This window comes from Brevundimonas sp., from assembly GCF_051858995.1.
GTDB lineage: Bacteria > Pseudomonadota > Alphaproteobacteria > Caulobacterales > Caulobacteraceae > Brevundimonas.
Genome location: NZ_JBHYGN010000009.1, coordinates 160,155 through 180,021, shown reverse-complemented (window position 1 = coordinate 180,021; position 19,867 = coordinate 160,155). Strand labels below are relative to the sequence as shown.

17 protein-coding genes are annotated in these 19,867 nt (G+C 67.2%); 11 read left to right on the top strand and 6 right to left on the bottom strand.

The window, feature by feature from the left end:
* The first annotated feature begins 3 nt into the window (after positions 1-3).
* Positions 4-876, top strand: coding sequence for a hypothetical protein (locus ACTIEF_RS10500; RefSeq protein ID WP_439472085.1), 873 nt, complete (start codon positions 4-6; stop codon positions 874-876).
* Positions 873-1,967: a DUF2336 domain-containing protein gene (locus ACTIEF_RS10495; protein WP_439472084.1), complete on the top strand. Its 1,095-nt coding sequence runs from the start codon at positions 873-875 to the stop codon at positions 1,965-1,967. The genes ACTIEF_RS10500 and ACTIEF_RS10495 overlap by 4 nt, the downstream gene beginning before the upstream one ends.
* A 72-nt stretch (positions 1,968-2,039) precedes the next feature.
* On the opposite strand, the gene ACTIEF_RS10490 is transcribed toward ACTIEF_RS10495, so the two are convergent.
* The 3 genes from ACTIEF_RS10490 to cysK all read right to left on the bottom strand — a co-directional run bounded on the left by ACTIEF_RS10490 (position 2,040) and on the right by cysK (position 4,885).
* Positions 2,040-2,468, bottom strand: coding sequence for a MucR family transcriptional regulator (locus ACTIEF_RS10490; RefSeq protein ID WP_439472083.1), 429 nt, complete (start codon positions 2,466-2,468; stop codon positions 2,040-2,042).
* 141 nt (positions 2,469-2,609) lie between these two features.
* Positions 2,610-3,827, bottom strand: a complete 1,218-nt coding sequence (locus ACTIEF_RS10485; RefSeq protein WP_439472082.1) for a DUF2336 domain-containing protein — start codon at positions 3,825-3,827, stop codon at positions 2,610-2,612.
* A gap of 77 nt (positions 3,828-3,904) precedes the next feature.
* Positions 3,905-4,885, bottom strand: coding sequence for a cysteine synthase A (gene cysK, locus ACTIEF_RS10480; protein ID WP_439472081.1), 981 nt, complete (start codon positions 4,883-4,885; stop codon positions 3,905-3,907).
* Between the two features lie 213 nt (positions 4,886-5,098).
* Between cysK and ACTIEF_RS10475 the strand changes: the two genes are divergently transcribed.
* Entirely contained in the window at positions 5,099-9,292 is a 4,194-nt protein-coding gene (locus ACTIEF_RS10475; RefSeq protein WP_439472080.1) for a PAS domain-containing protein, read from the top strand.
* Positions 9,293-9,295: 3 nt separating this feature from the next.
* Here the strand turns inward: ACTIEF_RS10475 and ACTIEF_RS10470 are convergent, their stop codons facing one another.
* Positions 9,296-10,735, bottom strand: a complete 1,440-nt coding sequence (locus ACTIEF_RS10470; RefSeq protein WP_439472079.1) for a methyl-accepting chemotaxis protein — start codon at positions 10,733-10,735, stop codon at positions 9,296-9,298.
* Between the two features lie 209 nt (positions 10,736-10,944).
* Positions 10,945-11,433, bottom strand: a complete 489-nt coding sequence (locus ACTIEF_RS10465; protein ID WP_439472078.1) for an Lrp/AsnC family transcriptional regulator — start codon at positions 11,431-11,433, stop codon at positions 10,945-10,947.
* An 83-nt stretch (positions 11,434-11,516) separates the two neighbouring features.
* On the opposite strand from ACTIEF_RS10465, the gene ACTIEF_RS10460 reads away from it, so the two are divergent.
* The 6 genes from ACTIEF_RS10460 (at position 11,517) to ACTIEF_RS10435 (ending at position 17,488) form a co-directional block, all read left to right on the top strand.
* On the top strand, positions 11,517-12,440 hold the full coding sequence (locus ACTIEF_RS10460) for an EamA family transporter (protein WP_439472077.1): 924 nt from the start codon (positions 11,517-11,519) through the stop codon (positions 12,438-12,440).
* 189 nt (positions 12,441-12,629) lie between these two features.
* Positions 12,630-13,976 carry a flagellar protein export ATPase FliI gene (gene fliI / locus ACTIEF_RS10455; protein ID WP_439472076.1) on the top strand — a complete coding sequence of 449 codons (1,347 nt, stop codon included), beginning with the start codon at positions 12,630-12,632 and terminating at the stop codon, positions 13,974-13,976.
* Positions 13,977-13,989: 13 nt separating this feature from the next.
* On the top strand, positions 13,990-14,400 hold the full coding sequence (locus ACTIEF_RS10450; protein WP_439472075.1) for a flagellar export protein FliJ: 411 nt from the start codon (positions 13,990-13,992) through the stop codon (positions 14,398-14,400).
* Positions 14,390-15,496 carry an endo-1,4-beta-xylanase gene (locus ACTIEF_RS10445; protein ID WP_439472074.1) on the top strand — a complete coding sequence of 369 codons (1,107 nt, stop codon included), beginning with the start codon at positions 14,390-14,392 and terminating at the stop codon, positions 15,494-15,496. The genes ACTIEF_RS10450 and ACTIEF_RS10445 overlap by 11 nt, the downstream gene beginning before the upstream one ends.
* Positions 15,493-16,317 carry a helix-turn-helix domain-containing protein gene (locus tag ACTIEF_RS10440; protein ID WP_439472073.1) on the top strand — a complete coding sequence of 275 codons (825 nt, stop codon included), beginning with the start codon at positions 15,493-15,495 and terminating at the stop codon, positions 16,315-16,317. The genes ACTIEF_RS10445 and ACTIEF_RS10440 overlap by 4 nt, the downstream gene beginning before the upstream one ends.
* Positions 16,318-16,390: 73 nt before the next feature.
* On the top strand, positions 16,391-17,488 hold the full coding sequence (locus tag ACTIEF_RS10435) for a serine hydrolase domain-containing protein (RefSeq protein ID WP_439472072.1): 1,098 nt from the start codon (positions 16,391-16,393) through the stop codon (positions 17,486-17,488).
* Here ACTIEF_RS10435 and ACTIEF_RS10430 read toward each other — a convergent pair.
* On the bottom strand, positions 17,480-18,250 hold the full coding sequence (locus ACTIEF_RS10430) for a competence/damage-inducible protein A (protein WP_439472071.1): 771 nt from the start codon (positions 18,248-18,250) through the stop codon (positions 17,480-17,482). The genes ACTIEF_RS10435 and ACTIEF_RS10430 overlap by 9 nt on opposite strands.
* Before the next feature lie 23 nt (positions 18,251-18,273).
* Between ACTIEF_RS10430 and sfsA the strand changes: the two genes are divergently transcribed.
* Together sfsA and map are read left to right on the top strand one after the other, a co-directional pair.
* Positions 18,274-18,990: a DNA/RNA nuclease SfsA gene (sfsA, locus tag ACTIEF_RS10425; RefSeq protein ID WP_439472070.1), complete on the top strand. Its 717-nt coding sequence runs from the start codon at positions 18,274-18,276 to the stop codon at positions 18,988-18,990.
* A gap of 31 nt (positions 18,991-19,021) precedes the next feature.
* Complete coding sequence (gene map, locus ACTIEF_RS10420; RefSeq protein WP_439472069.1) at positions 19,022-19,846, top strand: type I methionyl aminopeptidase; 825 nt, start codon at positions 19,022-19,024, stop codon at positions 19,844-19,846.
* Positions 19,847-19,867 lie beyond the last annotated feature (21 nt).

Below are 19,867 nucleotides of genomic sequence, written 5' to 3'. Positions count from 1 at the left end.
CCCTTGCGTCGCGCCAGCTGCCAGACCCTCGGCCTTGCGGTCCTCGCCCTCGCGGCGGGGGCGCCCGTCAGTATGGCGTTCGCCCAGAGTGCGGCCCCGACGCCCGCGCCGCAACGTCATCTGAACTGGGCCGGTCGCGGCGAGTTCGCCATGCCGGTCGCCGCGGCGCCGAACCAGCCGAACGCGCCGCACCGTCGATCCAATCGCGTCATCCCGCATGGCGTGGCCTATGAGGCCGCACCGGTCGCCCCAACCGCCGCGCCAGAGCCGCCCCGCCGCACCCTGACGCCCGCCAGCGCCTGGCTCCGCCCGGCCGCGCCTGCCCCGGCTCCCCCACCGGTTCCCGTCGCCCCCCAGCCGCAGCCGGCCCCGGTCGCGCGCACGGTCCCCGACTTCATTCCCGACCAGGGCGGACGCGGCCAGCCCGTCCCCGCCGAGATCGCCCAGCCCGCGCCCGTCGCCGCCGTCGCCGGTCCGGTGGACGATCCTATGGCTCCGCGTCGGGACGCCCCCATCTTCCGCATGCAACAAACCCCGGCGCCCGCGCCCGTCCAGGCCGCGCCGGAGCCCCAGGCCCAAGCCCAGGCAGCGCCCGCCGCGCCCGAGCCGCGCCGCGTCGCCACCGTCACGGCCAACCCCGCCGACCGGCCCGCCGCGCAAGGCGCCCGCTACTATTCGGTGCACCGTCAGGCCGGGCGGGAGCCCGACGCCCTGACCCTGCCCCAGCCCACCTATGTCGATGCCCTCGCGATCAGCACGCCCGTGACCATTGCCTCCCAGGATCTCGCCCAGCCGGAACAGGCTCCGACCCTGATCCGTGACGCCCAAGGTCGCGTCCGGGTCCAGCCCGCCGCGCCGGAAGGGGATTATCAGTGAGCGACGCCGCCACCGTGTCGCGCCTGCCCGATCTGATCGCCTTGGCCGAAGAAGGCTCCAGCGAGAAGCGTCGGGCCCTGCTGCGCGAACTGACCGAGCATTTCTTCGGCGCCCCGACCCGCACCGCGACCGAGGACAACCTCTACGGCGCCGTGCTGGCCAAGCTGGCCGACGACATGGAGATCGCCGTCCGCGCCGAGCTCTCCAGCCGCTTCGCCAGCGCCGCCGACGCGCCCCACGCCCTGATCCGCCGCCTCGCAAATGACGAGGCCTCGGTCGCCGGCGCCGTTCTGGCCCATTCGCCGGTGCTGACCGATGAGGACCTGCTGGGCGTCGTGCGCAAGCATGGTCAGGACCACCTGCGCGCCGTCTCCGCCCGCCCTTCGGTGTCTGAAGCCATTTCGGACGTCATCGTCGAACGCGGCGACGACGAGACCCTCGGGACCCTGCTGCGCAACGACGGCGCCCGCCTGTCGCGCAAGGCGTCCGAGACGGCCGTCGAACGCGCCAAGGCCAATCCGGGCCTGCACGACGCCACCGTCTCGCGCGCGGGCCTGCCCGCCGACCTCCTGAACGACATGTATTTCGTCGTCGAGGCGCGGCTGCGGAACCAGATCCTCGAACAGAACGCCCGCATGGATCCGTCGCTTCTGGACGCCGCCCTCGCCGCCGGTCGCGCCCGCGTGGCCACCGACGACGGCGCCCTGCCCGCCGACTATTCTGAATGCCTCGCCTACGTCGAGGAGTTGAAGGCCGCCGGGCAACTGACGCCCCAGATGCTGGCCCGCTTCCTCCGCTCGGGCGGCCGGACCTCTTTCCTGATCGCTCTGGCCCAGCTGTCGGACGTGGACTTCCACACCGCCCGCCAGATCGTGGATCGCCGCGAGCTAGACGCCCTGGCCGTGGTCTGCAAGGCCGCCGATCTGGATCGCGCCCTGTTCCTGACCTACGCCGTGGTCCTGCTGAACGATGACGGCGACGCCATGGCCAAGGCCCACGCCTACGCCCGCATGTACGCCGAGCTCAGCCGCGAGGCCGCGCTGCGCACCCTGCGCTTCTGGAAGATGCGACGCGGCGCCCAGGCGGCCTGATCCCCGGAGATCAATAACAAAAACGCCCGTCGGATCACTCCGGCGGGCGTCTTCGTCTGTCCTTGCGGACGCTTACTTCTTGGCGCGGGTGGCGCGGGCCGGCTTACGGCCGCCTTGGCCCAGACCCATCTGCTTGGCCAGGTCCGAACGCGCCTTGGCGTAGTTCGGGGCGACCATCGGATAGTCCTTCGGGAGGTTCCACTTGGCGCGGTATTCCTCGGGACTCATGTTGTACTTCGTGCGCAGGTGACGCTTCAGCGACTTGAACTTGCGGCCGTCTTCCAGACAGATCAGGTAGTCCGGGGTGATCGACTTGCGGACCGGCACGGCCGGCTCGCGGGGTTCCGGCTCCGGCTCGACCGCACCGGTCGAAACCTGTGACAGCGCCGCGTGGATGCTCGAAATCAGACCGGGAACTTCCGAAGCCTGCACGTTATTGTTGCCGACATAGGCGGACACGATGTCAGCCGTCATCTCGAGCAGTTGCGAATTCTCTTCCATGCTTATCCGGCCTGATATCTGTTGTGGATCGACTGAATCAGTCGCGATCAATCGTTAGCGCTTTGAATAGATACGTTCTGTTTTGAAAGCAATGCCGCGCTGCAGCATATACAAATCAGAAGAGGTGCGACGGATCGCGCCCTAGCGACCGAAGTTTTCCGCCAGAGCCAGCATCGCGGCGCGTTCTGGCGCAGAATAGTCGTCCAACGCCTCTTCCTCGCCATCCCGAATGGCCCGCAGCAGGGCGGGCGTCAGGGCCGAGGACAGCGACCAGTTCCAGTAACGCAGAACGGTCTGCGCCCGGTCGACCGCCAGCATTTCATAGGTGATCTGGACCCGTTCCCAGACCGGATCGACCGATCCGTCCGCCTGCACTTCCGGACGTCTCATGGATCGCCACAGCGACAACAGTTCAGCACGCCCCAGACCGGTCGCCTTGCACAGGATGGCCAGCGGCTCGCCGCCGGGATCGCCGATGATCTTGGCCCCGGTGATCGGCTTGACCCCGGACAGATAGGCGATCTCGGTCGCGATCTCGCGCGACAGCCCCTTCTGGCCGGCCGCCGTCACCGCCTCCTCCAGCCCGCCATAAGGGCTCTTGGCGATAGCCGCGCGGTTGCGCTGGCGACGTTCGATGAACTGAAGGGCCTTGCGGGACACCGGGTCCTGCCAGCCTTCCTCCGCGGCCATGGCGAAGACGTCCTCGGCCACCTCCTGCATCACCTCACGCGACACGGCGAAACGCTGCAGGATGGTCCGGCGATCCTCTGGCGGGCACCACCAGAACATCACATAGGCGCCCGACGGCCTCAGCTCCGGCCGCTTCAGCAGATGCGGACACAGGCTGCGCTCAGTCCGGCTCAGGCTGACGACGCCCTCGATCGCCACCTGGCTGAGCCGCGCCGTATTGTTGCGCAGAACCGCCTCGATGACTTGGCTCTCGCCGAAGCTCAGCAGCGTCTCGCTGACCACTTCCGACAGGCCGCGACGACTGGCCATCAGGAAGCGATGTTCGATCGTCGCGTCCCGCGCGCAGGCCACCAGATCGGCGTCCGACAGCGAAGCGCACTGTTCGATCAGCAGGCCCGCGATCTGAGGTTCGTCCCGCAACAGCATCCGGGCCAGGGCGTTGGGCAACTCCGCCAGCGGCGCCAGTCGCGCCGCGACCCGCCGCCGGTCCTCCGGCGACGCCAGTCGCAGCATCTCGACCAGCAGGTCCCCGGTCACCGAGCGCTCGAAAGCGTTGATCCGGCTGGCCGGCAGGGACACCACGTCCGCCAGTCGCTTCAGCAGCGCATGGCGCGCGCGAAGACCGGCGGCGGGCGCGGTCTCCTCGGGCAGGGCGGCAGGCTCGGACATTTCGGGCCGACGATAAATCCGGTGCGGTTAACCGCCTGTGACGACGCAGAACCCGCGGCAACACCGGATAAACCGCGTTAGAGCCCCTCGAACAGCGCCGTCGACAGATAGCGTTCGGCGAAGCTCGGGATGATGGCGACCACCGTCTTGCCCGCATTCTCCTCGCGCGCCGCGACCCGGAACGCCGCCGTCAGCGCCGCGCCGGACGAGATGCCGACCGGAATGCCCTCGACTCGCGCCGCCTTGCGCGCCATCTCGAAGGCGTCCTCGTTCGACACCTGCTCCACGCCGTCAATCACCGACCGGTCGACGATGGACGGAATGAACCCGGCGCCGATGCCCTGGATTTTGTGCGGTCCCGGTTCGCCGCCCGACAGCACGGGCGAGGCGGTGGGCTCGACCGCGATCATCCGCACCGACGGCTTGCGGGCCTTCAGCACCTGACCAACGCCGGTGATGGTGCCGCCCGTGCCCACGCCCGCGATGACGAAGTCCACCGCGCCGTCCGTATCGGCCCAGATTTCCTCGGCCGTCGTCTCGCGGTGGATGGCCGGGTTGGCCGGGTTGTCGAACTGGGCCGGGCTGACCGCGCCAGGCGTCCGGTCCAGCAGTTCCTGCGCCATGGCGATGGCGCCCTTCATCCCCTTCTCGGCGGGGGTCAGCACCAGTTCAGCGCCCAGAAGGGCCAGCATCTTGCGCCGCTCCATCGACATGCTCTCTGGCATGACGAGGATCAGCTTGTAGCCCTTGGCCGCTGCCACGAAGGCCAAGGCGATGCCGGTGTTGCCGCTGGTCGGCTCGATCAGCACGCTGCCCGGCCCGATCTTCCCGGCCTGCTCCAGCGCCTCGATCATCGCCACGCCGATCCGATCCTTCACCGAGGCGATCGGGTTGAAGAACTCCAGCTTGGCCAGCACCCGCGCCTTGGGCTGATACTCGGCCGACAGACGCGGCAGGGCCACCAGCGGTGTATCGCCGATCGTCTCGATGATGGAGCCATAAACCTTGCCGCGGCCCGCCTTGCGGTGGCGGCTGGCGTCATACGAGGCGTTGGACATGGGGAGATCTCCAGGCGGCGTCGAGCGTGACATTAAAGCACGATCTGCGGGACAGAACCCCCTCGATCTAGGGATAACGCGCGCTCTCGCAATGGCACGGTGAAGCCTTTACCAACTTCGGGCGTTCGGGCGTCTGCGGCGCGTTCATGCCGGGGGAGAGTCACACTGTCCGAGATCACCGCCGATATCGCCTTCCTGAACCGCGGGGGCGAGATGGCCGAGCGCATCCGTGCGTTCGACTGGTCGCGCACGCCTCTCGGTCCGCTCACGGCCTGGCCCCAGAGCCTGCGCACCGCTGTCGGCATGCTGGTCGCCGCGCCCAACCCCATGGTCATCATGTGGGGCCAGGAAGGCGTTCTGATCTACAACGACGGCTACGCCCGCTTCGCTGGCCGCCGCCACCCCGAGCTTCTCGGCATGGGCGCGCGCGAAGGCTGGCCCGAAATCGCCGACTTCAACGATGAGAACATCCGTCGCGGCCTCGCCGGTGAAAGCTGGTCGCTGAAGGACCAAGAGTTGGTGCTCGACCGGAATGGAGCGCCCGCGTCAGGATGGATGGACCTCGACTATGCTCCGGTCCCCGACGAGACCGGTCATCCTGCTGGGCTGATGGTTTTTGTCACCGAGACCACCGAGCGCATGGAGGCCGAACGTAGACGCACCGAGACCAATCAGCGGTTGGAACTCGCCCTGTCCGCAGGTCGGGGAGTAGGCACTTGGGAGTGGGACCTCGCCGCTGACCGCGTCATCGCCGACGCCCGCTTCGCTCAGATCTACGGCGTCGATCCGGTCACGGCGCTTGAAGGCGCGCCGATCGCCGAGTTCTTTACCGCCATGCACCCCGATGACGCCGGCCGCGTCAGTGAAGAGATCGCCCGCGCTATTGCGACCCGCGAGCCCTTCCGTTCCGAATACCGGCTGGTCCAGCCCGATGGAGAAATCCGCTGGGTCGCCGCCGAAGGCCGGATCATCACCGATGACGACGGCAAGCCGACGCGCTTTCCGGGTGTGACATTCGACATTACTGATCGCCGCGCCGAAACAGCGGCTTTGGCCGAGACCGAGACCCGATACAGCGCCCTGTTCGGCGCCATCACCTCTGGCTTCTGCATTATCCAGATGAAGTTCGACGAGGCGATGCGTCCCGTTGATTACATGATCGTCGAGGGCAATCCGGCGTTTGAGGAGATGACCGGCCTTGTCGACGCTAACGGCAAGTGGGTTTCCGAAATTGCTCCAGGACTCGAGCAGCACTGGTTCGACCTCTACGGTCGCGTGGCCCTGACGGGCGAGCCGGTCCGTTTCGAGAACCCCGCCGACATCTTCGGTCGCTGGTACGATGTCGAGGCTCTGCGCATCGGCGATCCAACCGCCCACCGCGTCGCCATCCTGTTTAACAACATCACGGATCGGAAGCGGTTCGAGACTCAGCAAGCGGCCCTGATCGATCTCGACGACGCTATCGCCTCCGTCAGCGATGCCGCCGAAATCGGCTACACGGCCGCCCGTATCCTTGGCCACGCCCTGCAGGCGTCCCGCGTCGGGTACGGCGTCATCGACGCCGACAGCGAGACCATAGTCGTTGAACGCGACTGGGTGCGGGGCGACGGCCCCAGCGTCGCGGGCGTCCACAATTTCCGGACTTACGGCAGCTATATCTCTGACATCCTGGCGGGCGAGCCGGCGGTCATCGTGGATGTGGAAAGTGATCCCCGCACGCGGGAAGCGCCGGAAGCCTTGCTGGCGTATGGCATCCGCGCCTTGCTGGACGTGCCGGTTGCCGAGAACGGACAGGTTGTCAGTCAGATTTTGGTCCATTCCTCTGAACCCCGAAGCTGGACCGCCGACGAGATCGCTTTCGTCCGCAGCTTTGCCGAACGTACCCGGGCGGCGATCGCCCGACGGCACGCAGAACAGGCATCCAGCGACAATGCAGCTGAACTGCAGCGGCTTGCGGACAGCCTGCCGCTACTTGTTAGCTTCGTAGATACCGACCTCCGCTACGTCTTCGCCAACAAAGCCTACGAGGACTGGTTCGGTCTGGTTCCAGGCGAACTCAAGGGCCGCCTCGTCCCTGAAATCGTCGGCGCCCCGGCGTGGGAGGTCATGGGGCCGATTGTTCATCGCGCCTTGGCCGGTGAAACCTTCATCAGCGAGCAAACCGTCATCTATGCTCGCGTTGGCGAACGACACGTCCGATCCGAGTTCGTCCCGCGCTACGATGCAGACGGTCGTATCGACGGCTACTACGCCATGGTGCAGGACATTTCAGCCCAGCACAGGGATCAGGTGGCGCTTCAACGCAACGCCGTTCGTCTCGATTTTCTGAACACCCTCGCCGGCGAGACCCAACGACTGTGGGATGCGGACGAGATGCTGGCTGTCACCACGCGCTTGGTCGGTCAGCATCTCGGCGTGTCCGTCTGCGCATATGCTGACATGGACCCGGATCAGGACGGTTTCACGATCCGCGGCGACTGGGCGGCGGAAGGCTCCTCCAGCATCGTGGGCCACTATAGCCTCGCCGACTTCGGCAAGTTGGCTGTGCAGGAACTGAGCGCCGGTCGTCCGTTGGTCGTCAATGACAATGAGGCCGAACTCGCCCCTGAAGAGGCTGCGACCTTCCAGAGCATCGGCATCTCCGCCACCATCTGCATGCCGTTGGTCAAGGATGGGCGACTTACCGCCCTGATGGCCATCCACGACAAGGCTCCAAGGGTCTGGACGTCCGAAGAACTTGAAACAATCCGCGAGGTCACTGAGCGCTCTTGGGCGCACATTGAGCGGGTTCGCGCCGAAGCCGAATTGCGTGACAGCGAGGCCCGCTACCGGACCCTGTTCGACACCATGGACGAGGGGTTCTGCATCATCGAATTTTTCGATGGTCCTCACGGCCCCTTGAGCGACTACGTCCACGTGGAAGCGAACGCCGCCTACGCCGCCAACGCCGGGATTCCGGACGTGGTGGGCCAGAAGGTGCGTGAAATGGTCGGTGGCGAGGCGGATGAATGGGTCAGATTGTACCGCGGCGTCCTTACCGGCGGCCGACCGATCCGCTTTGAGAAAGAACTGGAAGAGACCGGGCGCTGGCTCGAGCTCTCCGCCTTCCGCGTCGAGCCCCCCGAGCGCAAGCAGGTCGCGGTTCTGTTCAAGGACCTGACCGCGCGCAAGCGGGCGGAAGAAGCCCTTCAGACCCTGAACGCCACCCTTGAAGAGCGCGTCGAGGAGCGGACGGAAGAACTCAGGACCGCCCACGAGGCCCTGCGCCAGTCCCAGAAGATGGAAGCCGTCGGCCAACTGACCGGCGGCATCGCCCACGACTTCAACAACCTGCTGGCGGGTATTTCCGGGAGCCTCGAACTGCTCCAGCGCCGCCTGCATGAGGGCCGTCTCGCGGGGGTGGAACGCTATATCGACGCCGCCCAAGGCGCCGCCCAGCGCGCCGCCGCCCTGACCCAGCGCCTGCTGGCCTTCTCCCGCCGCCAGACGCTCGATCCCAAGCCGGTCGCCGTGAACCGTCTGATCAACGGCATGGAAGACCTGATCCGCCGCACCATGGGACCGGATGTCGAGGTCGAGGTCGTCGGGGCCGCCGGTCTGTGGACCACCCGGGTCGATCCCTCACAGCTCGAGAACGCCCTACTGAACCTGTGCATCAATGCGCGGGACGCCATGGCCCCCACCCCCGGTCGCCTGACCATCGAAACGGCCAACAAATGGCTGGATGATCGCGGGGCCAAGGAACGGGAACTGGTCCCCGGCCAGTATATCTCGCTGTGCGTCACCGATACCGGTTCGGGCATCCCCGCCGACATCGTCGACAAGATCTTCGATCCCTTCTTCACCACCAAGCCCATCGGTCAAGGCACGGGCCTCGGCCTGTCGATGATCCACGGCTTCGTGCGCCAGTCGGGCGGCCAGGTCCGCGTCTATTCAGAGCCCGACAAGGGCACGACCATGTGCCTCTACCTGCCGCGCTACACCGGCGACCTCGACGCGGTTGATCCGCTGGATCCCGTCATCGCCGGTCATCCGGGCCACGGCGAGACCGTCCTGCTGATCGACGATGAGCCGACCGTGCGCATGCTGGCGGCCGAGGTGCTGGGCGATGCCGGCTATGCGGTGATCGAGGCCGTCGACGGTCCCTCGGGCCTGCAGATTCTCAACAGCGACGTGTGCATCGATCTGCTCGTCACCGACGTCGGCCTGCCCGGCGGTCTGAACGGACGCCAGGTGGCGGATGCAGCCCGGGTCAAGCGCCCGGACCTCAAGGTGCTGTTCATCACCGGCTATGCCGAGAACGCCGCCGTCGGCAACGGTCTGCTGGATGTCGGCATGGCGGTCCTGACCAAGCCCTTCGTCATGACCGACCTGATCAACAAGGTAGGCGAGCTGATCGACGGCTGAGGATCAGAACTCCTCCCAGCCGTCCTCCCGCGCCATGCCGCCGCTGCTTGCCGCCCCGCCGCCCGCGAAGGCGACGATCTTGGCCCGATCCCGCACCAGCGACACCGGCGCGCCCGGCCGGGGTTTGAGCGTGTGGACCTGCGGCCTGCCGGACCCGGTCTCGAACCGTTCGACCAGCGAGGCCAACTGCGCCGCTTCGGTCTTCAGGTTCGCCGCCGCCGCCGTTGTCTCCTCGACCATGGCCGCGTTCTGCTGGGTCACCTGATCCATCTGGTTCACGGCGGTGTTGACCTGCTGCAGCCCGGTCGCCTGCTCCTGCGCCGAGGCCGAGATCTCGGACACCAGCGCGTCCATCTCCGCCACCCGCACGCCGATGGCCGAGAGGGCCGATCCGGCTTCATCGACCAGCTTCACCCCGGCCGCGACCTGGCTGGTCGACGTCGAGATCAGCGTCTTGATCTCCTTGGCCGCCTCCGCCGACCGTTGGGCCAGCGAGCGCACTTCCGAGGCCACGACCGCGAAGCCGCGTCCGGAGTCTCCGGCCCGCGCCGCCTCCACGCCCGCATTCAGGGCCAGCAGATTGGTCTGGAAAGCGATCTCGTCGATCACCCCGATGATCTCGCCGATCTGGACCGAGCTCTTCTGGATTTCGCCCATGGCCGCGATGGCGTCGCGCACCACCTCGCCCGAGCGCTCGGCTTCGGAACGCGCGCCGGCGGCGGCGGTCGAGGCCTTGCGCGCACCCTCGGCGCTGCGTTTCACGGTCGCGGTGATTTCGTCCAGCGCCGCCGCGGTCTCTTCCAGCGACGCCGCCTGCTGTTCGGTGCGCCGCGACAGGTCATCCGAGGCGGACGAGATTTCGTCCGATCCGCCGCGCAAGCCGCCCACGGCCTCCGTCACCTGCGTCAGGGCCGCCCTCAGGCTGCTGACCGCCGAGTTATAGTCCTGGCAGATGCGCTGGTGCGCCCCGCTCATCTCGCCCTCGACCGAGGTGGTCAGGTCGCCGTCCGACAGCTTCGACAGGCTGGACGCCAGCGCATCGACCAGCATAGTCTGCGCTTGTTCCGCCTCGACGCGCGCGGCTTCGTTGCGGCGGTTCTCCTGCTCTTCCTTCGTGATGTCGACGGCCAGCTTGATCACCCGGATCGCCCGACCGTCCGCCCCGAGGATCGGATTGTAGGAAGCCTGCAGCCAGACCTCGCGCCCGCCTTTGGCCAGTCGCCGGAACTTGCCCGCCGCGAACTGCCCTTCGTTCAGGGATCGCCAGAAGGCCGCGTAATCCGCAGACGCCGCTTCCGTGGGCTCCATGAAGTTTCGGTGGTGTGCGCCCCGGATCTCCTCGATGGCGTATCCCATCGTCAGCAGGAAATTCTCGTTCGCGGTGATGATGGTCCCGTCGAGATTGAACTCGATGACCGCCTGCGAACGGCCAATGGCAGCCATTCGCCCCTCCAACCCCTCGACACGCTCCTTAAGCTCACTGTTCTGACGCCGGTGCGCAGTGAACATTCTAGTCTCCCATAGGGCGAGCCTTGTCACGTCGCCACTTATGAGTGCATAGTTCCGCCACGGAACTTTACGATTGGTTGTCCATGGCTCGCGGACAAATGCGTAGTCCGTCCTTCAGGTCCGCTTAACCACCTCGCCCGGTTTCAGCCCTGCCGCGACAGCACCGCCCGCCCCGGTTCAAAGCCAACGACCTCGCGGATCACGATCATGCTCTGATAGGCGCGAACGCCCTTCTCCGGCGTCAATTCGCGAATGCCGAACGCCTCATACTCCGCCATCGAACGCACCGAGACGGTCAGCAGATAGTCGGTCGGCCCGGTCACATCCCAGCACCCCTGCACCTCCGGACTGGCGCGCATGGAGGTCTGGAAGGCGTTCATCATCCCGCGCTCCTGGGTGTTCATCTCGACCATCACATGCAGAACGATTCGAGGCTCGACCCGCGCCGGATCGATCATCGCCACATCCGACACGATCACCCGCTCGGCCCGCAGGCCGCGCAAACGCCTCAGCACCGCTGATTCCGACAGGCCGACCGCCTCCGCTGTCACTCGCGCGGGCTCAAGATTGTTGCGTCGGACCCGCTCGAGCAGTTTATGGTCGAACGGATCGAGGCTGACGAATTCCGCCATAAGATAGGCTTTCGTGATGATTTCAGGCACACTCGAGCCTGAAATCGCCGAGAAGCGCAACCCGATCCCGGCTACCATCAGGCATGTCGATCGCCATGGCCCGCCGCTCCCTGTCTACCCCCGCAGTCGCGGCAGCCTTGCCCTATGCAGCCCTCCTCGCGGGCATGGTGTCCCTGGCGGTCGGCACATCCTTCGCCAAACAACTCTTCCCGGTCGTCGGCGCCGAAGGCACCTCGGCGCTCCGCGTCGGCCTGTCCGCCCTCATCCTCATCGCGTTCTGGCGGCCGTGGCGGTTCCGGCTGACGCGCTCCGACGCCGGGCGCGTCCTGCTGTATGGCCTTGTCCTCGGCCTGATGAACCTCAGCTTTTACATGTCGCTGCGGACCATCCCGCTTGGACTGGCCATCGCCATCGAGTTCTCCGGCCCTCTGGTCCTCGCCCTGCTCCATGCCCGGCGGCTGATCCATTTCGTCTGGATCGCCTGCGCCGTTCTCGGCCTCGGCATGCTGCTGCCGATCTGGAGCGGCGCCCATGCGCTCGATCCGATGGGCGTGGCCTTCGCCGCCGCCGCAGGCCTGTTCTGGGCGCTCTACATCATCTTCGGCAAACGCCTGTCCCACATGCACGCGGGCCAGTCCGTCGCCCTGGGCATGAGCACCGCCGCCCTGGTCATCCTGCCGTTTGGCGTCGCTACGGCGGGCGTGAACCTGCTGCTGCCGTCCGTGCTTCTGGTCGGGGTCTGTGTCGCCATCGCCTCCAGCGCCCTGCCCTATTCGCTGGAAATGATCGCCCTGCGACATATTCCCAAGCGCACCTTCGGTGTCCTCCTGTCCGGCGAACCGGCCATCGGCGCCGTGGCGGGCCTGATCCTGCTCCATGAACAGCTCAGCAGCCTGCAATGGCTCGCCATCGCCTGCATCGTCGTCGCCTCGGTCGGCGCTATCCTGACCACGGGCCGCGACACCAACGACCAGCCCGCCGACGCGCCGGTTCCCACAGCCAACTAGAGCGAAATCGGTCGAATTGGACGCAGTCCAGATCGCCTCAGATTTCGCTCCAGCATAATTCTGGAGCCTGATTCACGGCATCGGTGGAATCGCACAGCGATTCCACCTCAACCGATCAGGCTCTAGGCCGATCTTCACCTTCGATTAACCACGTTCCCGCATCCGTGGAGACCTGTTCAGGGGCTCCGTTTGCGCAATCTCGCCGCCGCCGTCGAAGCGATCGACCCGCTGGTCGTGACCGGCAAGGTCGCGGGCGTCAGCGGACTGCTGATCGAGTCCCGCGGCGGACTAAGCCGCCTCGCCGTCGGCGCCCGCGCCGAAATCGAGCGCGGACGCGGCCTCAATCCCCTGCCTGCCGAGGTCGTCGGCTTCCGCGACGCCAAGGCCCTGCTGATGCCCTTCGGCCCGGTGGAGGGCGTGGCCCCGGGCGCCGACATCCGCATCATCGACACCGCCGCCAGCGTCCGCCCGACCACCGCCTGGCTCGGCCGGATCATTGACGCCTTCGGCAATCCCATCGACGGCAAGGGCCCGCTGCAACAGGGGCCTGCCGCCTACCCCCTGCGCGCCCCGCCGCCCCCGGCCCACTCGCGCGGCCGCGTCGGCGAGCGTCTCGACCTCGGCGTCCGCTCGATGGACGTCTTCACCACCACCTGCCGGGGTCAGCGCCTCGGCATCTTCGCCGGTTCCGGCGTCGGCAAGTCAGTGCTGCTGTCCATGTTGGCCAAGGAAGCCACCTGTGACGTCGTCGTCGTCGGCCTGATCGGCGAAAGGGGCCGGGAAGTTCGCGAGTTCGTCGAGGAGACCCTGGGCGAGGAAGGTCTCCGTCGCGCCGTCGTCGTAGTCGCCACTTCCGACGAGCCCGCGCTCAAGCGTCGCCAGTCCGCCTACATGACCATGGCCATCTCGGAGTATTTCCGGGATCAGGACCTTGAGGTTCTCTGCCTGATGGACTCGGTCACCCGCTTCGCCATGGCGCAGCGCGAGATCGGCCTGGCCGCGGGCGAACCGCCGACCACCAAGGGCTATACGCCCACCGTCTTCACCGAACTGCCCAAGCTGCTGGAGCGGGCAGGTCCCGGCCCAGTCCGTCCCGATGGCACCACCGCCGGTCCGATCACCGCCCTGTTCACCGTGCTGGTGGACGGCGGCGACCATGACGAGCCCATCGCCGACGCCGTGCGCGGTATTCTGGACGGCCACATCGTCATGGACCGCAAGATCGCCGAGCGCGGCCGCTTCCCGGCCATCGATGTGCTCAAGTCCGTCAGCCGGACCATGCCGGGTTGCCAGACCCCGCCGGAGCGCGAGCTGAACAAGCGCGCCCGCCAGTCGCTGTCGGCCTATGCGAACATGGAGGAGCTGATCAAGATCGGCGCCTACCGCTCGGGCGCCGACCCCATCGTGGACCGCGCCATCGCGCTGAACCCCGCCCTCGAAGCCTTCCTGGGACAGGACAAGGACGATCACACGTCCCTTTCCGATTCCTTTACCAGGCTCGAGGCAATTCTGAACCAAGGCATGATCAGCCAGTGACCGGAGTGAACCAATGACCGCCTGGGCCCAATCGCTGATCCGGATCTCGAATTACGAGGTCGAGACCCTCCAGAAGCGCCTCGCCGAGATCACCGCCCGCCGCGCCTCCGCGGAAATGCGCCTCGCCGTCCTCGACGCCGAGGCCGAGGTCGAGCAGGAGCGCGCCCGTCAGGACGCCGAGGCGGGCATGATGCTGCAGGCCTATCTGAACGGCTGGAAGCTCCGTAAAGCCGCCGCCGAGACCGATGTCGCCGAGATCGACGCCGAGGAAGTCGGCGCCCGCGACGCTCTCACCGGCGCCTTCGAAGAACTGAAGAAGTTCGAGCACGTGGCCGAGACCACCCGCCTGAACGCCATGATCGCCGCGGGCAAGCGCGAGACCGCCGCCTTCGACGAAATGGGCCTGCGCCGGCGTGCCGGATAAGCTGTCCCGCCGGACGGTGCTGGGCTCCACGCTCGGCTCGGCGGTCGCTCTGACCGCTTGCGACCGCTTCGCCACGGCCCAGCCCTCGCCCGGCCCTCTGGCCGCCCCGCTCAAGGACATCGTTCCCGCGCCTTTCGGCACGATCGGCATGACGTGGCAGCTGGATCAGCAGGACTGGATCGAACAGGTCCGGCGTCACTGCACCCAGATGACTCCCGAATGGGAGCAGAAGATGGAGCGGACCCTCGGGCCCGGCTTCACCTACGACTTCAGCGCCTCGGATCGCGTCGTCGGCTTCGCCCGCGAGAACGGCCTGCGCGTTCACGGCCACACCCTGATCTGGTATTCGCAGGGCGGCGAAGTCTTCAACGACGCCGTCGTCCCACGCGCCCGCTTCGCCACTGAGTTCGAGCGCTACATCCGCGCCTTCGCCGGTCGTTATCGCGGCCAGATGGCGGGCTGGGACGTGGTCAACGAGCCCGTCTCCGAAGACGGAACCGGCCTGCGGGAATGCCACTGGAGCCGAGCGCTCGGGATGGACGGCTACATGGTCCGCGCCTTCCAGATCGCCAAGGAGGCTGATCCGGACGCCGTCCTGTTCCTCAACGAATACAACCTCGAGAACATCCCCCAGAAGGGCGCGACCTTCCTTAAGCTGGTCGAGCGTCTGCTGAAACTCGGCGCCCCCATCGAAGGCATCGGGACCCAATCGCACCTCAGCATCGAGATCCCCGACGGCAACATCCGGACCTTCTTCCGCGACGCCGCCTCGCTGGGCCTGCCGATCCATGTGTCCGAGCTGGACTTCTCCCTGTTCCGCGACGGCCGCCGCATGCCGGACCTGCGTTCCCTCAAGGAAAAGCGCGCCCAGCAGGTCGCCCGCGTCGGCGAACTGGCCGAGGCCTTCCACGCCCTGCCGGAACGCCAGCGCTACGCCTTCACCACCTGGGGCCTGCGCGATCAGGACAGTTGGTTGACCCGCGAGGAAGGCCGCAACCGCCCCGACGACAGCCCGGTGCTTCTGGACCGCGAGGGCCGGGGCAATCCTGCCTATCAGGCGGTGGTCGACGCCTTCACCGGTCGCGCCGGCGCATGACATCGTCGCCGCGCGGGACGCGCCTTCCGTCCGGCGACTTCATCGGCTCCCGCTCCCTCTCGGTCGAGACCGGAGGTTTCAAGATCGGCCTGTGGCGCGCCGCCCTGCCGCCCGAAGGGGTGCACGAGCACGTCCATGACGACGCCCACTTCGTCCTGACGCTCGACAGCGGCTACCACAGCCAGGCGCATGACCGGGAGAAGCCCCGCGACGTTGCCTTTCGCGCCGGGACCCTGATCTGGAATCCACCCGGCGTGGAGCATCGCGACAGCTTTGAGCGCCCCGGCGGACGCTTCCTGTCCGTCAGCTTCATGCCAACGGGGGAACTGACCGGCGCCGACCCCGCCCGCCTGACCCACCACCGCGCCGAACGGGCCGCGAGGCTGCTCATCGGGCGCACCGCCGCCTTCCTTGCCGGCGACGAGATCGCCGTCGAATCCCTCGCGCTCGACATGGCTTCCGCCGTCTTCCACGACCGTGACGCCCGTCCGGGCGACGCCCCGCCGGCCTGGCTGTTCCGCGCCCGCGAGGCCATTGAGGACCTCTCCGCCAATCCGGGTCTGCAGGTGCGCGACATCGCCGCCCTTGTCGGCGTGCACCCGGTCAGCCTCGCGCGCCGCTACCGTCGGCATTTCGGCCATTCCCCCGCCGCCGCCATCCGTCATGCCCGGATCAGCCGGGCCATCAGCGCTCTCACCGGCGCGGTCCCCTTGGCCGACCTCGCCGCCGCCACCGGCTATGCGGATCAAAGCCACCTGACCCGCGAGGTTCGCGCCTTCTACGGCCTTCCGCCGCGCCGTCTGACCGCGGCTTTCGGGTGATCCGGTTTCATCTGTTCAAGACTGCCCGGCGCCCCGGTGGCACCCCGAGGCCTCCCTACGTTCGGAGTTGTCCATGCGTCGCCTGATCCTCGCCACCACCGCCCTGCTCGCCTTCGCCGCCCCCGCCCGGGCCGAGGTCCCTTGGCGGGTCTCGCCCCCGGCGGCCCAGCAGACCTCGGCAACCCGGCTGACGGCCATGGATGAGGCGATCCGCGCCGGGACCTTCCAGAAGATCACCAGCGTCCTGATCGCCCGCAACGGGCAGCTGATCCACGAGGCCTATTTCGACGACGAAGGCGCCGAGGCGCGTCGCAACACCCGCTCGGTCACCAAGACCGTCACCGCCATGCTGGTCGGAGCCGCCGTGGATCGCGGCCTTCTGGGCAGCGCGGACGCCGAGGTCATGCCGTACATCCGTGAGCACAGACCCTTCGATAATCCGGACCCGCGCAAGGACCGGATCACCGTCGAAGACCTCCTCACCATGAGCTCCCTGCTGGAATGCGATGACGACAACAGCTTCTCGCGCGGCAATGAGGAGCGGATGTATCTGATCGAGGACTGGGTGAAGTTCGCCTTCGACCTGCCGATCAAGGGCTTTCCGGAGTGGACGCCTCGCCCGGAGGCCTCTCCCTATGGCCGCGCCTTCAGCTACTGCACCACCGGCGTCGTGACCCTGGGCGCGGTGGTGCAACAATCCACCGGCCGCCCCCTGCCCGAGTTCGCTCATGAGGCCCTGTTCGGACCGCTCGGGATCGAGGGCGAGCGCTGGCAGATGTCGCCCACCGGCCTGGCCATGGGCGGCGGCGGGCTGGGACTGCGCAGCCGCGATCTGTTGGCGCTGGGGCAGGTGCTGCTGGACGGCGGTCGTTGGGACGGTCGACAGGTGCTGTCCGCCGACTGGGTGCGCGCAATGACCTCACCGCAGGTTCAGGTTAGCCCGGAACGTGGCGACTACGGCTACCTGCTCTGGCTGCCGAAATTCCGCGTCGGGGATCGGGACTACGCGGCGTGGATGCTGTCCGGAACCGGCGGCAACCGGGTGATGATCTTCCCCGAACTGAAGGCCGTCGCCGTGATCACCACCACCAATTTCGGCGTCCGCAATCCGCACGGGATCTCCGACACCCTGATCACCGAACACATCCTCGTCGCCCTGACCTCAGCCTGAGATCGGGACCTCCAGGACGGCGGCGATCCCCGCCGCCGTCAGCTCGGCGACCAGCCCGGCCGCCGCCGCCTCAACCTTCGCCGCGTCCCGGCCACGCAACACCAGATTGGTCCCCATCTCCCCGACCGAGCCGTGACCGAACGGATAGCTGCCGAAACTGACCTCACGCTCGGCCGTCGCCGCCGCTGTCAGGATATCGGCCACCGCGCCCTCGCCCACGCCGCTGACCCGCACGGTCCGCGACAGCACGACAGCCCCGGTCCGTAGGCGCGGCGCCACATCCTCCAGCATGGCGGTCATGATCTTGGGCACGCCCGCCATCACGAAGACATTGCCGATCTGGAATCCCGGCGCGTCCGTCACCGGATTGGCGATCAGCGTCCCGCCCTCCGGAATCCGCGCCATCCGCCGCCGCGCCGCATTGAACTCGCCCCGCTTGTAGTGCTTCTCGAGGATCGCCACCGCGTCCGGATGCTCCGGCAAGGCCACGCCGAACGCCTTCGCCACCGCATCAGCGGTGATGTCGTCATGGGTCGGCCCGATCCCGCCGGTGGTGAAGACATAGTCGTGGGCCGAACGCAGCGCGTTCAGGTTCTCGACAATCTGCTCCGTCCGATCCCCGACCGTCCGCGCCTCCATCAGATCAATCCCCAGCGCCGTCAGGAACCGGGCGATGGTGTTCAGATTGGTGTCCTGCGTCCGTCCGGACAGGACCTCGTCCCCGATGATCAGGACGGCGGCGGTGGGGGATGCGTCGGTCATCCTCCCAAGCTAGAGACTGCGCCATGCGCTTCAAGACGCCTCTCGAACGCGGAACCCTGATCCGCCGCTACAAGCGCTTCCTCGCCGACGTCACCCTGGCGGACGGGACCGAGACCACCATCCACGTCCCCAACCCCGGCGCCATGCTGGGCCTGACCGAGCCGGGCCTGCCGGTGTGGATGTCCCGCTCGCCCGATCCCAAGCGCAAGCTGCCCCTGACGCTGGAGATGATCGAACTGCCCGACGCCGGGCTGGTCGGGGTCAACACCATGAACCCCAACCGCATCGGCGAGGCCGCCATCGCCGAGGGTCGGATCGCCGAACTGAGCGGCTACCCGATCCTGCGACGCGAGGTCCGCTACGACGAGAACAGCCGGATCGATATCCTTCTGCAGAGCGACCCCGACGCTCTCCAGCGTCCCTCCGCCTGGGTCGAGATCAAGAACGTCCATTTCAACCGCATGCCCGGCCTCGCCGAGTTCCCGGACTGCAAGACCGAGCGCGCCGTCAAACACCTGAAGGCGCTGGAGCGGGTCGTTGATGCGGGCGACCGCGCCGTCATGCTGTTCATCGTCCAGCGCATGGACTGCACCGCCTTCACCACCGCCGACGACATCGACAAGGCCTATGGCCCGGCCCTCCGGCAGGCCGCCTCCCACGGGGTTGAGGTTCTGTGCTACAGTTGCCACCTCACGCCTAAAGCGATCCGTCTGGATCGCGCCCTGCCCTGGCGGCCCTGATTTCGACAAGGGTCGCGCCGAAAGACGACGCATGTACGAGACCCCCGAACTGGACACCGATCACTTCGTCCGCACCCACGAGATCCGCGTCCATCAGGACGAGGAGGCGTGGGAGGGCATGCGCGCCGCCGGCAATCTGGTCGCCCGCGCGCTGGACATGATCACCGACTACGTCCAGCCCGGCGTCACCACCGGCCGTATCGACGATCTGGTCCGCGAGTTCACCCTCGACAACGGGGGCCTGCCCGCCTGCCTCGGCTACAAGGGCTACGAGAAGACCGTCTGCACCTCGATCAACCACGTCGTCTGCCACGGCATTCCCGGCGACAAGGTGCTCAAGGACGGCGATATCGTGAATATCGACCACACCGTCATCGTCGATGGCTGGCACGGCGATTCCAGCCGCATGTTCGCGGTCGGGACCATCAACGCCCGCGCCCGCAAGCTGATCGACGTCACCTATGACTCGCTGGAAGCCGGTCTGGCGGTCGTGAAGCCCGGCGCCACCTTCGGCGACATCGGCTACGCCATCCAGCAGGTGGTCGAGGCCCAGCGCATGTCGGTCGTCCGCGACTTCTGCGGCCACGGCATCGGCCGCCTGTTCCATGACAGCCCGAACGTCCTGCACTACGGCCGCCGCGGCGAGGGCGCGACGCTCAGGAAGGGCATGTTCTTCACCGTCGAGCCGATGGTGAACCTGGGCAAGCCGCACGTGAAGGTCCTGTCGGACGGCTGGACGGCCGTCACCCGCGACAAGTCCCTGTCCTCGCAGTGCGAACACACCATCGGCGTCACGGACGACGGCTGCGAGCTGTTCAGCGCCAGCCCCGCCGGGCTGTTCCGTCCGAAATTCTAGGATAGGCTGCATGCGTCCACG

What these genes read in the sequence shown, in the direction of transcription:
- ACTIEF_RS10485 (WP_439472082.1), bottom strand. Translation starts at nt 3,827, where the DNA reads ATGTCCGAGCCTGCCGCCCTGCCCGAGGAGACCGCGCCCGCCGCCGGT.
- ACTIEF_RS10470 (WP_439472079.1), bottom strand. Translation starts at nt 10,735, where the DNA reads ATGGCTGCCATTGGCCGTTCGCAGGCGGTCATCGAGTTCAATCTCGAC.
- ACTIEF_RS10435 (WP_439472072.1), top strand. Translation starts at nt 16,391, where the DNA reads ATGCGTCGCCTGATCCTCGCCACCACCGCCCTGCTCGCCTTCGCCGCC.
- ACTIEF_RS10490 (WP_439472083.1), bottom strand. Translation starts at nt 2,468, where the DNA reads ATGGAAGAGAATTCGCAACTGCTCGAGATGACGGCTGACATCGTGTCC.
- ACTIEF_RS10440 (WP_439472073.1), top strand. Translation starts at nt 15,493, where the DNA reads ATGACATCGTCGCCGCGCGGGACGCGCCTTCCGTCCGGCGACTTCATC.
- map (WP_439472069.1), top strand. Translation starts at nt 19,022, where the DNA reads ATGTACGAGACCCCCGAACTGGACACCGATCACTTCGTCCGCACCCAC.
- cysK (WP_439472081.1), bottom strand. Translation starts at nt 4,885, where the DNA reads ATGTCCAACGCCTCGTATGACGCCAGCCGCCACCGCAAGGCGGGCCGC.
- ACTIEF_RS10460 (WP_439472077.1), top strand. Translation starts at nt 11,517, where the DNA reads ATGTCGATCGCCATGGCCCGCCGCTCCCTGTCTACCCCCGCAGTCGCG.
- ACTIEF_RS10475 (WP_439472080.1), top strand. Translation starts at nt 5,099, where the DNA reads ATGGCCGAGCGCATCCGTGCGTTCGACTGGTCGCGCACGCCTCTCGGT.
- ACTIEF_RS10430 (WP_439472071.1), bottom strand. Translation starts at nt 18,250, where the DNA reads ATGACCGACGCATCCCCCACCGCCGCCGTCCTGATCATCGGGGACGAG.
- sfsA (WP_439472070.1), top strand. Translation starts at nt 18,274, where the DNA reads ATGCGCTTCAAGACGCCTCTCGAACGCGGAACCCTGATCCGCCGCTAC.
- ACTIEF_RS10450 (WP_439472075.1), top strand. Translation starts at nt 13,990, where the DNA reads ATGACCGCCTGGGCCCAATCGCTGATCCGGATCTCGAATTACGAGGTC.
- ACTIEF_RS10465 (WP_439472078.1), bottom strand. Translation starts at nt 11,433, where the DNA reads ATGGCGGAATTCGTCAGCCTCGATCCGTTCGACCATAAACTGCTCGAG.